Annotated in this window: 7 protein-coding genes; 3 read left to right on the plus strand and 4 right to left on the minus strand. The window is 72.3% G+C overall.

What is annotated here, in order from left to right:
- Position 1: 1 nt before the first annotated feature.
- From AB0G17_RS00520 to AB0G17_RS00535, 4 genes are all read right to left on the minus strand, one after another.
- On the minus strand, positions 2-1,894 hold the full coding sequence (locus AB0G17_RS00520; RefSeq protein ID WP_361373950.1) for a non-ribosomal peptide synthetase: 1,893 nt from the start codon (positions 1,892-1,894) through the stop codon (positions 2-4).
- The gene (locus AB0G17_RS00525; RefSeq protein ID WP_361373952.1) at positions 1,894-5,055 is read right to left on the minus strand and encodes an amino acid adenylation domain-containing protein; all 3,162 of its coding nucleotides are present in this window, start codon (positions 5,053-5,055) and stop codon (positions 1,894-1,896) included. Before AB0G17_RS00525 ends, AB0G17_RS00520 begins: the two co-directional genes overlap by 1 nt.
- Positions 5,056-5,214: 159 nt before the next feature.
- A complete protein-coding gene (locus tag AB0G17_RS00530) occupies positions 5,215-6,522 on the minus strand; it encodes a non-ribosomal peptide synthetase (protein ID WP_361373954.1) in 1,308 nt (435 codons plus the stop codon).
- Positions 6,523-6,616: 94 nt separating this feature from the next.
- Positions 6,617-7,957 carry an MFS transporter gene (locus AB0G17_RS00535; protein ID WP_361373956.1) on the minus strand — a complete coding sequence of 447 codons (1,341 nt, stop codon included), beginning with the start codon at positions 7,955-7,957 and terminating at the stop codon, positions 6,617-6,619.
- 613 nt (positions 7,958-8,570) lie between these two features.
- On the opposite strand from AB0G17_RS00535, the gene AB0G17_RS00540 reads away from it, so the two are divergent.
- The 3 genes from AB0G17_RS00540 (at position 8,571) to AB0G17_RS00550 (ending at position 13,762) form a co-directional block, all read left to right on the plus strand.
- Positions 8,571-11,666, plus strand: a complete 3,096-nt coding sequence (locus AB0G17_RS00540) for a DUF4157 domain-containing protein (RefSeq protein ID WP_361373958.1) — start codon at positions 8,571-8,573, stop codon at positions 11,664-11,666.
- Positions 11,667-11,783: 117 nt separating this feature from the next.
- Positions 11,784-12,566 (plus strand): SDR family oxidoreductase, encoded by a 783-nt coding sequence (locus AB0G17_RS00545; RefSeq protein WP_361373960.1) that lies wholly within the window; start codon positions 11,784-11,786, stop codon positions 12,564-12,566.
- A gap of 143 nt (positions 12,567-12,709) precedes the next feature.
- The gene (locus AB0G17_RS00550) at positions 12,710-13,762 is read left to right on the plus strand and encodes a proline racemase family protein (protein WP_361373962.1); all 1,053 of its coding nucleotides are present in this window, start codon (positions 12,710-12,712) and stop codon (positions 13,760-13,762) included.
- Positions 13,763-13,858 lie beyond the last annotated feature (96 nt).

The following is a 13,858-nucleotide window of genomic DNA, read 5'->3' on the forward strand; positions in this document are numbered from 1 at the left end:
GTCAGGCTCCTGCCGATTGCGGGGTCCGACGCTGGTCGAGGAGGGCGGCGAAGGCGCGCAGGTCGGTGCTGCGCAGCAGCTCGTGGGCGCGTGGACGTCGCCCTGTCTCGCGCTCGACGACCGCAAGCAGCCGGGCGGCGACGACGGAGGTGCCGCCGATGTCGGTGAAGTTGTCGCCGAGGGTGGTTTCGGGCCGGTCGAGCAGGTCGCGTACGGTCGCGAGGACGAGCTGTTCGGTGGGGGTGGCGGCGGCGAGGTCGTCGACGGTGACCGAGGGCGCGGGGGCTGTGTCCTGGGAGGCCAGGGCGGCCCGGTCGACCTTGCCGTTGGCGTCGAGGGGGTAGCCGTCGACGATTCGTACCGCTGCGGGCACGGCCTGCTCGGGCAGCCAGGCGCGGACCGCGGCGAGCAGGTCGCCGGCCACCGGCTCGGAGCCCTCGGCGGGGCGTATGTGCGCGACGAGACGGGCGTGGTCCAGGCCGTCGCGCGCCACGGTGACGACGGCGCTGCGTACGCGGGGGTCCTGCTCGAAGGCGGCCTCCACCTCGGCCGGTTCGATCCGCACCCCGCTGATCTTGACCTGGTCGTCGAGGCGGCCGAGGAATTCCAGGCTGCCGTCGGCGTTCATCCGTACGCGGTCGCCGGTGCGGTAGAGGCGGTCGACCCCGGCCAGTGCCGGGTGCTGCGCCGGAGTTGTGAAGCGGTGTGCGGTGAGGTCGGGGTCGAGGTAGCCGAGTGCCAGGCAGCGGCCGCCGATGCGCAGTTCACCGTCCTGCCCACGGGCGACGGGCAGGCCCTCGGGGTCGGTGACGGCGACGGTGACGCCCGGCAGCGCGGTGCCGATCGGCGGCGGTGCGACCTCACCCGCCTGCGCGTCGGTGCCGCGCATGGCGTAGGTGGTGGTGACGACGGTGGCTTCGGCCGGACCGTACGCGTTGTGCACGGTGGCGGTGACGTCGGGTCCGGGGCGGCGGCGCATGCGGTCGCCGCCGACGACGAGGTGACGCAGCTTCAGGCCCTCGGGCCACGGCCGGTCCAGGAGCGGTTCCACGGTGGGGGTGGCCGCCACAGCCACCGTGACGGCGGCGTCGCGCCACCAGTCGGTGAGTACGTGGGAGTCCCAGCGGGTGTCGTCGGGCGCCGGGACGAGTGCGGCACCGGAGGTCAGTCCGGCCCACAGCTCCAGCAGGTGCGGGTCGAAGGCCACGCCGATGAGCAGGGACTGACGGTCGCCGGGAGCCAGGCCGGTCTCGGCCCGGTACCAGTCGAGGGCGACGGACAGCGAGTCCTCGGCCACGGCGACCGCCTTGGGGCGCCCGGTGGATCCGGAGGTCAGCACGGCGTACAGGGCGCCCTGCGGCGCGCGCCGCGTACCGCGGTCGTGCGCGGCGAACGCCGCCACCGGGGCGGCCGGGGCGTTCACGCCGTCGGTGGGCAGCGGCAGCGGAGCCTGCCGCCCGCCGCGGTGCCCTTCGGACAGGATCTTGGGGTCGCCGATGAGGCAGGCGACATCGAGGTCTTCCGTGACGGCCTGGGTGCGCCGCTCGCCGGGGCGCGGCCCCAGCGGCAGATAGACGGCGCCGATCCGGGCGAGCGCGACGGCGGTCACCACCAGGGCGGTGGAGCGGTCGAGGCAGACGCCGACCAGGTCTCCGGGCCGCACGTGGTCGCGCAGAGCGGTGGCCACGCGCGCGGCCGCGGTGTCGAGGTCCTGGTAGGTCCAGGTGCGCGCGCCGTCGATGACGGCGGGGGCCTGCGGGGTGCGCCGTACCCAGTCCTCGAAGCGGGCGAGCACGGTGGTCGGCTCGGCGGCGGGGCCGTGGAAGACGCTCGGCGCGCTCGCGGTGGCGAGGGGCGCGGCGGCGGTGTCGGGGGTGGGCGTGGTCTGGGTCATCACGACTCCGTGGTGAGGGGGGCGGTGGCCGCGAGCGCGTCGGCCTGGTCGGCGAGCACCGGGTTGCGGAAGAGGACCTTCAGCGGCGGGCGCAGGCCCAGGTGGGGCTCCAGCCAGGCCGCGAGCTCGGCGGCGAGCAGGGAGTGGCCGCCGCTGTGGAAGAAGTGGGAGCGGGCGTCGAAGCGGCTGTGTCCCAGGACCTCGCGCCAGCCCTGGGTGAGCAGGGCCGTCATCGGATCGTCCGGCACGGCTGCCGTCTCCGGCCCCTGCCCGCCCTCCGTCACGCTCTCGGGCGCGGCGGGGCCCACGGGGGCGAGCGCCGCCGCACGGCGGGTCAGCGCCGTCCGGTCGGGCTTGCCGCCGGGGAGGGTCGGCATGCTGTCCAGACGGTCCCACACCGCGGGCACGAACGGGCCGGGCAGACGGCGGCTCAGCTCGGCGTGCAGCGCCTTCTCGTCGAAGTCCCCCTGGTCGGCGCCGTATTCGAGGAAGCCGACGAGCCGGGGTGCGGCGGGGCTGTCGCGGTCCACGACGACGGCGCAGGACCGGCCGCCGAGCGCGGCGGACGCCGCCGCCTCGATCTCCTCCAGTTCGATGCGGTGGCCGCGCAGCTTGATCTGGTTGTCGCGCCGTCCCAGGAAGTACAGCAGACCGTCCAAGCCGCGGTAGCCGAGGTCGCCGGTGAGGTAGACGCGCTGGTGGCCGAGTGCCTCGACGGTGACGAAGCGGGCCGCCGTCACCTCCGCGTTGCCGGGGTAGCCCTCGGCGAGGCCCGGTCCGGAGATGGCGAGTTCGCCGACGGCGCCCGACGGCAGCGGCCGGTGGTGGGCGTCCAGGACATGGACGCGCTCGCCCGGCAGTTCGGTGCCCAGAGGGATCTCGGCGTCCTCGATGAGGGCGTCACGGGCGATCTCGTGGACGGTGGAGCTGATGGCCGCCTCCGTGACTCCGTACACGTTGAGGACGGTGGCGTCGGTGTCGGTGAGGATGCCGCGCAGGGCCTGCGCGGGCAGCCGCTCGCCGCCGAGGACCAGCAGCCTCGGCGCCCAGCTCTCGTCGCGCAGTGCGGGCCGCAACTCCTCGCGGATGGCGAGGAAGTAGCTGGTGGGCAGGTTGGCGACGGTGACACGCGCGGAGGCGAGCAGTTCGGCGAGTTCCGCGCCGGTGGGCACCTCGTACTCGGGCACGACCAGGCACGCGCCGGCGTGCAGGGTGGGGAGCACCTCCTCCAGGGCCACGTCGAAGGACGGCTGGGCGAACATCAGGACCCGGTCCGCGGTGCTGAGGCCGAACCGGTGGGCGGTCGCGGTCATGTGGTGCTCAAGAGCCGCGCGCCCGACGGCGACCGGCTTGGGTGTGCCTGTGGAGCCGGAGGTGTGGATGACGTACGTCGTGGCGGGCAGGACGTCGGCCGCGCGGGCCGGGGGCAGCACGGTCGCGTCGATCCGGGCGGCCGGCAGCGACTCCGGCAGGGCCGGGGTGCTGTCGCCGGTGAGGACCAGCGCCGGGGCGAGCCGCTCCAGCAGCAGGGCGAGCCGGGCCGGCGGGTCGGACGGGGACAGCGGGCAGTAGACGGCGCCGGTGCGCAGACACGCCAGCAGGGCCAGGACCGAGTCGGCCCCCCGGGGCAGGACGACGGCGACGGGCTGGCCGGGCCGCACGCCCGAGGCGCGCAGCCGCTTGGCCAGCGAGGCGACACGCTCGTCGAGTTCGCCGTACGTCAGGCGGCGTGCGCCGCACAGCAGCGCGGGCAGCGACGGGTGGTGGGCGGCCACGGGGTCCAGCGGATCGCGGTCGGCCGGCACGGGAACCGCCTCGGTGGGCGGCTCCACGGCGGCCGGAGCCAGATCGGCCAGGGCCGCCTCGGGGGCGTCGAGATAGGCGCGCAGCAGATCGAGGAAGCGGCCGGAGAGCAGCCGGGCGACGTCCTCGCCGAAGAGGTCGGCGTCGTAGTCCCACACCAGGGTCATACCGGGCGCGCCGTGGCGCGTGGTCACCCCGCGCCGGTCGTCCGGCAGGAGCACCACGTCCAGGTCGAAGCGGGTGGTGCCGGTGTTGAACCCCTCGAAGAGGGTGATGTCGAGGCCGGGCAGGTCGATCTCGGGCAGCGGCGCGTCATGGGCGCTGAACATGACGGAGAACAGCGGGTTGTCGGCGCCGGAGGTGTGCATGCCCAGGGCCCGGGTCAGCTCCTGGACCGGTACGTCCTGATGCGGCAGGGCGCGGATGAGGATGTCGGTGACCTCGTCCATGGTGTCCTGCGCGGGGACCGAGGCATCCAGGGCGAGCGCCAGCGGGATGGTGTTGACGAACATCCCGACGGCGTCCTCGTAACCGCGCGGCCGGTTTCCCACCGCCGTGCCGATGACCATCCGCGAGCGGCCGCTGTGCCGCCGCAGGAGCTCGGCGAACAGGCCGAGCAGCGTCGCGAACGGGGTGAGGCCGCGCGTACGGGCGTGCTCACGCAGCCGCTCGGCGAGATCGGCGCCGATCGTCTGCCGCAGTTGTCCGCCGTGGTGCCTGCGCCGGGCACCGGGCCGGGCGAGGCCGGGAAGCGGCAAGTCGTGGGGCTGGTCGCGCAGTTCGGTCCGCCAGAAGTCCAAGGACTCGGGTGCGTACGCGGCCTCGGCCTGTGCCTGGACGTGGTCCGCGTACGAAGGGGCGGGCGGGAGCGTGAGGCTCTCATCCAGCACGTGGGCGCGGTAGACGCGGAAGACGTCGTCGAGCAGGATCGCGAAGGAGTGCCCGTCGTGGATCAGGTGGTGCTCGACGTGCACCAGCCGGTGGTGGCGGTCGGCGAGCCGCACCAGCGTCCAGCGGATCAGCGGCGCCTCGAAGGTGTCGAGCGGCGTCTCCGCCTCGGTGCGCAGCAGGTCCGCGAAGGCCGCCTCCGGGTCGTCCTCCCCGCTGAGGTCACGCGTGTGCAGCCGCGGCGCGACCTGCGGCGCGACCCGCTGCCCCGGCACGGACCCGGTGGAGGCGACGAGTTCGAGCCGCAGACCGGGGTGGCGCGCCAGAGTGGCGGCGAGCCCCAGGCGCAGCGCCTCGGTGTCGAGGGGGCCCCACAGGTCGAGTGCGGCGGTGAAGTTGTAGGCACGGCTGCCGGGCTGCATCTGTTCGTGCAGCCAGACGATCTCTTGCGAGGCGGAGAGGGGAAGCATGGTGGTCCCTGAGGTCGTCGGGGCGGTTTGCGGGGCCCCGGTCACGGTCGTGGCCGGAGGCGGTCGTGCGGACGGCTCCGTGGATCGCACGGGGCCGCGTGGGGCGGGGCGGGCGTCGGGGGCGGTGGGGGCGACGGGGACTCAGCCCACGGTCGTGAGTCAGCCCATGGGCCGCGCCGCCGGGCGCAGCGCGTGCACCAGCGCCTCGAACGCCCGGTGCGCGTGGTCGTCGTCGAGGACCGTGCGGTCCCACACCATCCGCAGCTGGATCTCCGCCCCCTGGGTGACGGAGACGGCGAAGGGCGCGCGGACCGGTCTGCCGTCGACGTGGACTTCCCGTCCCTCGACACCGGCCAGGTTCAGGGGCGGCCGGCGACGGTCGTCGTCGACGGTCAACAGCCCGTCCAAAAGGCCGTTCCAGCTCGATCCGGCGGATCGCGCGGCGGTCACGACCGCGTCGAAGGGCGCGTCGGCCCGGTCGAGGTCGTCCCACCACAGGTCGGCCGTGGCGTGCGGGCCGGCGTCGTGCCCGGTGACGGCCGGGAAGACGACAGTGTTGAGGAAGCAGCCGATCACCGGCTGCGCACCGGCGGGGCGGCCGCCCCACGGATAGCCGAGCGGGACGACGTGATCCGGGCCGTACAGCGTGTGGGCCGCGGAGCGGCAGGCGTCGAGCAGTCCGGGAAAGGGGACGCCGCCGTCGTACGAGGGCAGCAAGGCCTCGGTCGCGCCGCTCGGAAGCGAGCCCTCGGGCACGCGCTCCGGACGAGGCAGCGGCGCGTGTGCGCGTACCGCGCTCAGCCGGTCCGCCCAGTACGCGGCCGCCTCGGGCGTGTCCGCCCTTTCCTCGGCGCCGAGTTGGAGGAGTACGGCCGCCTCATAGGCGGCGCGTTCGGCGCTCATCTCCTCGGGCGAGGGGAGGGGCTCCTGGAGGTCCTCGGCGTAGGCGGCGCCGAGCTCCTCGACGATCCGCGCCAGCGAGCGGCCGTCGCAGACGGCGTGGTCCAGGACGACGGCGACGATGTCCTCCGCTCGGCTGTCGTCTCTGCTGTCGTCGTCGCGGACGAGGAACAGCCGCAGCGGCGGACCTTGCGGATCCCAGGAGGCCAGCGCGCGGCGGAGCGCATCGACGGCCTGCTCGCCGGGGGCCGGGGCCAGCCGGCTCACGGGGACGTCCGGTTCCCCGACCTGCAGGACGGGAGTGCCGCGGACGACGGTGGGCTGTGAGCGCAGGGCGGTGTGCCGCGCGGCGAGCCGGCGGGCCGCTGCGCGCAGACGCTCGGGGTCGACGGTGTCGTACGGGAACGCGAAGAACATCGGCACCAGGTCGGGGCGTCCCGACGGGTCCAGCGAACGCACCAGTACGAAGCGGCGCTGCGCCCCGGTGACGGGCAGCAGGGGGCCGACCCGGTCGCCGGCGGTCAGCCGCCGGCAGCGGGCCAGGTACTGGCTCGTGATGCTGGGCACGTGGTCCTCTTCTGTCGGGTATGTACGGGTACGGGGTGAAAGGGCGGGCAGCGGCCGCCGCGCACTGATGTCCCGGCTGAGCGGTACGGGTGGTTCAGCGGCTGGGTGCGGGCGCGGGCTCTTCGTCGCCGTCCGGCGTGGTGTCCTCCCGTGGCGTCTCGGGAGTACTCGCGAGAGGCTCGTCCGGGCCGGGCAGGTCCCGCATCCGGCGCAGCGGGGAGAACAGCAACGGCAGCGGCACCGCGAAGAAGCCGGCGGCACACCAGGCGAGTGCCGTGCGCGGCCCGAACGACTCGGCGAGGGCGCCGCCGAGGAGTGCGCCGAGCGGCAGGGTGCCCCACATCAGGAAGCGCAGGGTGGCGTTCATCCGGCCGAGCAGCCGCGGCGGGCAGAGGCCCTGCCGGAAGCTGACCTGGGCGATGTTGTAGACGACCGCGCCGAACGAGACGGCCGCCGACCCGGTGGCGAACACGGCCGCGCCGAGGCCGCCGTGACCGGACAGGGGCCACAGTACGGCGAACGGCCCGGTCGCGATGACGGACAGGAGGATGATCCGGGCCTGCCCCAGCCGGGCGGCGAGGCGGCCGGCGCAGAGCGCGCCCAGGAGACCACCGACGGCTGACGCGGCCAGCACCAGCCCGAGCGCGCCCGGCCGCAGCCCGACGACCCGGACGAGGTACACGGTCTGTGTCGCCATCAGGACGGCCGCGCACAGGTTGGCGAGGCCGGTGGTGAGGGCGATGACACGCAGCAGTGGATGGCCGGTGACGAAGCGGATGCCCTCACCGATGTCCTTGCGCAGGGAACCGCCGACCACGGGGGCCTCGGGCTCTTCCTCGGGCTGTTCGATGCGCCAGAGGAACAGCGCGGAGAGGGTGTAGCCGACGGCGTCGACGAGGACGGCGAGGTGGGCTCCGACGAGCTGGACCAGCCCGCCGCCGAGCCCGGGGCCGGTCACCTGCGCGGTGGAACGTACCGTCTCCAGCGCGCCGTTGCCTGCCATGAGCTGGTCGCGATGGAGGATCTGCGGCAGATAGCTCTGGTGGGCGACGTCGAAGAACACGGTCGCCACGCCGGTGACGAGCGCGACGGCGTAGAGCTGGGCCATCGTCAGTACGTGGGCGAGGGCGGCGGCGGGAACGCTCGCCATGGCGACGGCACGCACCAGGTCCGCCCGGATCATCAGGGGACGCTTGCGCATACGGTCGGTGAGCGCCCCGGCGGGCAGCCCGATGAGCAGGAAGGCCGCGGTCTCCGCGGCGGTGAGCAGACCTACCTGGAAGGCGGAGGCCTCGAGTTCGAGGACGGCCACCAGGGGCAGGGCCACCAGCGTGACTTGTGCGCCGAGCTGTCCGGCGGCCGCTCCTGCGAGCAACAGCCGGAAGTCGCGTCGGCGCGTCGGGCTGACGGCGGAGGCTCCGAATGTGACGGACATGTGAAGACCCTCACCGAGTCGCCGATCCGGAGTCAAAGGGTCCCGGTCAGTTTCGGTCGAATCCGGTACCCGTTTGACGAAAAGTCAGAAGAATTTTTAGCGAACTCACGGTAAGTCCGCATAAACGCCCGTCACTCGGTGATCGCTGCGGGGCTGGCATATGTGGAGTGGCGGTGGAGGGGTGGAGAGGGGTGGAGGTCACCGCCCTGCACAGCGCGCTCGCTTCGATCCTGACCGAAAACGACCACTTGCGATCATGTTGTTGCGGAATCGTCAATTCCGTAGGCTACGGGCGCAAGTAGAGGCGACGCGCGTGCCGTTGGGTGCGGGGAAGCCTGTCGTTGAGCCGCCCCGGCGGGACCCAGGTGTGCCCGGTGTGGTCTGCCCGCTGTGCCCCGAAGACTGCCTCAACGGTCGTTCCGCCCAAGGGGTACGGGCCGGTACAACGACACGACGGGGACCGTCCTGAGACCGGGCAGAGGCGCCCCTTGGGTGGTGCGGCGAGGTCGCACAGGGGCCTTGAGGGTCTTGCCGACCGGAGGGACAGGCGATGCGGGCACATGACGAAGGCGCCGGCCAGAAGGCCGGGAGCGACGGACGGAGTGCGCGGCGGGTGCCGACGACGCCCCCGGGCGCAGTAGGCGGACCGCTCGGCCCCGCGCAGCTCGCGACGCTGCAAGGTCTGGTGGGCAATCGAGTCGTCGCGCGCCGCGTCCGGCAGGAGCGGCGCGTCCATGACGATGGCTGGGGTCACGACCAGGAGCAGCACGTCCACGGCGGTGGCTGCGGTCACGACGGGGTGAACGGAACAAGTCCCTCCGGAAAGCCCGGGATGGAGGACACCAGCCCCGCCGGTCAGCGAGCTCTGCTCGATGCCGCCCTCGCCTCACCGAGCCGCCCGCTGTCCGAGCCGGTGCTCAAGAACGCGGAGGCGTTCTACCAGAACGACCTGTCTCCCACACGGGTCCACGACGACCCGGTGGCCCAGCGCGCCACCGCCGCGCTGGGCGCCGAGGCGATGACCGTGGGACATCACATCTTCCTTCCGCCCAAGGTCGCGGGCCGGATGGACATCCTCGGCCACGAGCTCAGCCATGTGAACCACAACCTCCTGGGCGACCGCGAGACGGGCAACAGCAACGGCGCCGGGGTGACCATCACCGACCCCGGACAGGGCTCCGAACGGGAGGCGACGAGCGACGGAGCCGACTTCGCCGCCGGGTTCGGACGGGCCTCCTCCGTCACCGCGCAGCGAAGCGTCAAGCCGAGCCACGCGGATGGCGTCAAGCCGGGCCACGCGGACGGCGGCGAGCGGGAAGCGCAGACGGGCGCGGGAGGCCACGGCGCCGAGCATCGGCGCCAGGGCGCCGCGCCCGGTGTGGTCGCCCGCTCGGCGCGCCGCGCCTCGCCCCGGACGGTGAGCGGGGCCACGAAGGCCCTCACCCTCCAGCGGATGGCCGGCAAAGGCGGCGCCTCGAGCAGCACCAAGGACGTGAAGGACAAGGGCAAGGCCAAGGCGAGCGGTGCCGGGAAGGCCAGGGAGCCCAGCTGGAAGACGGTCACCAACGAGATCGCCCGCCTGGCCAAGCAGTGCACCTGTCGGCAGCCGAACCCGCGGGGAGGCCGGCCCACCCCCGACGTACTGATCCATTACGAGCGTTCGTACAAGCACCAGACGGACGAGCAGAGCCTGCGGCACGTCGGCCGTCAGGGGGCCGCGATCGTGGCCCACCTGGAGAAGCAGCAGCAACTGGCGGCGAAGGCGGTGACGCAGGAGAGCCAGGCGGCGCAGGGCAAGGGCGAGAAGAAGAAGGCGCCGGCGTCGAAGGACGACGAATTCCAGGCGATGCTCTGCAACGGCCACTTGGCGTTCGCCACCAACATGAACCAGACCGTGCACCAGCTCTATGACTTCCTTCTGGACGACAGCGCCCGCGACGCCTCTGGTGAGGACGCGGAGGTGACGGAGCCCACGGGCGACAGTCTGCGTCGGTCCATGGTCCGGGACCACCCCGGGGCCGTGGTCGAGGACGAGGGGCAGGAGGAACAGGAGGGCACCGCCGCGGGGTCGGGCAAGCGCGCGGCCGCGGGGAGCGGGCGTCAGGGCGGCAAGCGCCGCAAGACCGACAAGGACGCGCACACGGATGCGCCACCGGCGCCCACGTACAAGGACGACCAGGAGCAGCGGGACCGTCAGGCACGGCTGAAGCTCGGCGAGGGACTGATCGCGCGCCCGCGCATCGAAGCGATGCCGCCGGTGTCCCTGGGCACGGAAATGGACGTGGACGACCTGGCGCCGGGGGAGGCCGGTGCATACAAGAGGGACAACCGCACCACGCAAGCCCTGCGAAACGTGAAGTTCCTGCGGAAGGTCGACATCTCCAACGAGGCGGCCGAGGACCCCGCACACCGGGCCTATCTGGCGCAGCTGCTCTCCAAGGAGGAGAACGAGTTCACCGGCTACGCGTATCTCCTGTACAACGGCAGCAACAAAAAGGACATCCTTCACGCGGAGCAGAAGCTCCTCATGATGATCAACAATGCGGACATCACCCGGGATACGCCGCACGACCCCGTACTGATCCGCGGCCGGAAACGGCCGTGCAAGGCATGTCTCGCCCTTCTGAAGTACTTCCGGGAGAACGTGGGAATCGACCTCCGTTACAACGAGAACGGAAACCACTTCTTCAAGGGTTCGCTCGGTACCGTGTTCCAGAATTTCGGTGGGACCGTCGACGTGGACTGGTTCCGTGAGGAGATGACGGACATGGAGCCCTCGTACGTCTCCGCGCCGCGCAAGGTCCTGCCCGACGAGGGCGACCACATTCATCCGGCCGTCCGGCTCGCGCACGGCGGCTGGGAGCAGCGGCTGACGCTGGAGGAGGTGGCGTCGCAGGGCAGGCCGGCCGAGGTCAGCAGCGGGGAGGAGAGCGAGGTCGACGCGAAGGAGACCATGCGCAGGTATCCGGCCCACCGGGGCCTCCAGGGAATGGTGGACACCCCGTCGGACAGCGAGGTGGAGGAGGACGGCCACGCCAACGCGCAGGCGATGGCCGATCTGGTGACCGGTACCCGCCGGATCAACCTCGACACGCACGCCCGCCAGGGGCCCGTCGTCAAACTCGGTGAGGCGAAACGCAAGCGGGAGCAGGTCGACTTCGAGAAGGCCATCGCGCAACTGCGGCCGCTGATACCCGAGGACCTGGAGAAGGAGCGACTGGCGCACCAGAAGGGGAAGTCGTACCGCGAAGAGTTCCCTGCGGCGTTGCTGAACAAGATCTATGAACTGACGGACGACGCATCGGAGAAGAAGCTCACCAGCAAGGCGCGGATCGCCGCGTTCTTCGACATCAAGCCGGTGGCGTTGGGCAACAAGTTGAAGAGTCTCGGTGGTTCGGAGCAGCCCAGGAAACAGTCCCGGAGTATCAACGCGGCTGAAGAGAAGGAGCTCGAGAGGGCGCTGGCGGCCGAAAAAGAGGGCGAGCTCTTCCGTACATGGACGAATCTTGGGGCGGGAGAGACCTGGTCTCCCAGCTACTCACCGGCCTTCAAGAACCTGCTCCTCGATCTGATCGACAACCGCGGGGTCTCCTGGACGTCCGTGGGGGCTCATCTGAAGATAAAGCCCTCCACGTTCAGCAACCGTGTGGCGACGATGAGGAAGGAGGCGGCCAAGAAGGCGGCGGGGGAGGGCTCGGGCTCCGGCTGATCATCCGGACCGTGGTATCCGGACGCGGACTTCACTAATCGTGATCATGACCCGTACGCTCGCGGCGACGGCACGGACGGCAGGGACGCCGCCGACACCAACGAGAGGGGCCTCGTGATGGACCGGACCGTGACGGAGCTGGGCAGCACCGGCCGGGGTGTACTCGTCACCGGAGCCTCCCGGGGCATCGGGCGGGCCGTGGCCGCCGCCTTCGCCCGCAGCGGCGACCGGGTCGCCGTCCACTGCTCCACCCCCGGGCCTGACGCCGAGGAGACCCTCGCCGCGCTGGAGGGGGAGGGGCACGTGCTGATCGCCGCGGACCTCGCGGACCCGGATGCCGTCGAGGAACTGGCGGGCCGTGCCGAGGAGGCGCTCGGCGGGGTGGACGTCCTGGTCAACAACGCCGCCATGATGGTGGCTCACCCCCTCGCGCAGACCTCGTACGAGCAGTGGCAGCAGGCCTGGCGGCAGACCGTCGACGTCAACCTCCTGGGCCCCGCCCACCTCAGTCACCGGGTGGCAAGCCGCATGATCGACGCGGGCCGCGAGGGGCGGATCGTCAATATCGGCTCGCGCGGCGCCTTCCGGGGCGAGCCCGACCACCCCGCGTACGGTGCCAGCAAGGCCGCCCTGCACGCCCTCGGCCAGTCCCTAGCGGTCTCCCTCGCCCCTCACGGCATCGCCGTGGCGTCCGTCGCCCCCGGCTTCGTCGCGACCGAGCGGGTCGCGGACCGCCTGGAGGGACCCGAAGGGGAAGGCATCCGGGCCCAGAGCCCCTTCGGTCGCGTCGCCGACCCGAGTGAAATCGCCGCCGCCGTCCTCTACTTGGCCTCCCCTGCGGCCGTCTGGAGCTCGGGCGCCGTCCTGGACGTCAACGGGGCCTCCTACCTGAGGACCTGAGCCGCCTTCCGGCGGACCGACCTCCAGCACTCACGCCGCGAGCAGGACGCAGACGGCCGCGCCGGAGGATCACAGCAGCTGCGGCCGTGCCCTGGGCACTCCGTTGGAATGTGACATATTACTGCGCCATAAGGTGAGTTCACATGCCCCTTCCTTCCTGCGAGGTTGCCGCTGTGACCGAAGTCCGTACGGTCGACTACCACACCGCCGGTGAGCCCTTCCGCATCGTCCACGAGGGGCTTCCCCCGATCCCCGGCGACACCGTCGCCGAGCGCTTCGCCAACGCCCTCGGTGCGGGAGGCGCCCCCACCGCGCCCCGCCGGGGCCCCCTCGACGACGTCCGTCGGATGCTGGTACGTGAGCCGCGCGGCCACGCCGGTATGTACGGCGGTTTCGTGGTCCCGCCCGACGACGAAGGCGCCCACTTCGGCGTCCTGTTCTGGCACAAGGACGGTTACTCCACCGCGTGCGGCCACGGCACCATGGCCCTGGGTGCCTGGGCCGTGGAGGAGGGTGTGGTGGCCGCGCCCGAGGACGGCGCCGCCCAGGTCCGTATCGACGTCCCGTCCGGGCGCGTCACCGCCACCGTGCACCGCGAGGGCGGCCGTACGACGGCGGTCACCTTCCGCAACGTACCCGCCCGCGTCACCGCCCGAGCCGTCCGCGTCGTCACCGCGCTCGGTCCCGTCGACGTCGATCTCGCCTACGCCGGGGCGTGTTACGCCTCCGTGCCGGCGGCCCGGCTCGGGCTCGCCGTGGACCGCGCCGAGCTGACCCAACTCGTCGCGGCGGGACGGGAGATCCGCTCCGCGCTCGCCGGTCATCCGGGGAGCCGGCATCCGGACAACCCGCTGCTGTCCGGCGTCTACGGCGTCATCCTCCACGAAGACCTCCCTCACACCGGCGACGGCCCGGCGCAGCGCAACGTCACGGTCTTCGCCGACGGCCAGTTCGACCGTTCCCCGTGCGGCTCGGGCACCTCCGCCCGGCTCGCCCTGCTCGCCGAGGACGGCCACCTCCCACCCGGCCGGACCCTGCGCCACGAGTCGATCGCGGGCACGGTCTTCACCGGCCGGACGGTGTCCGGCGCCGCCGACGGAACAATCACCGAAATCACCGGTACCGCGTACCGGACCGGCGTGCACCGTTTCGTCCTCGACCCGCACGACGACCTGCCGGAGGGATTCCTGCCGTAGACCCCGCCTCCGACGTGGTCGGCTCGGTGACGGTCACGATTGGTGCAGCGGCCGGGTTGATCGATAAGGTTCCGGGTCACGACCGCACCCCGTTCG

Source organism: Streptomyces sp. NPDC023838, from assembly GCF_040639555.1.
Lineage (GTDB): Bacteria > Actinomycetota > Actinomycetes > Streptomycetales > Streptomycetaceae > Streptomyces.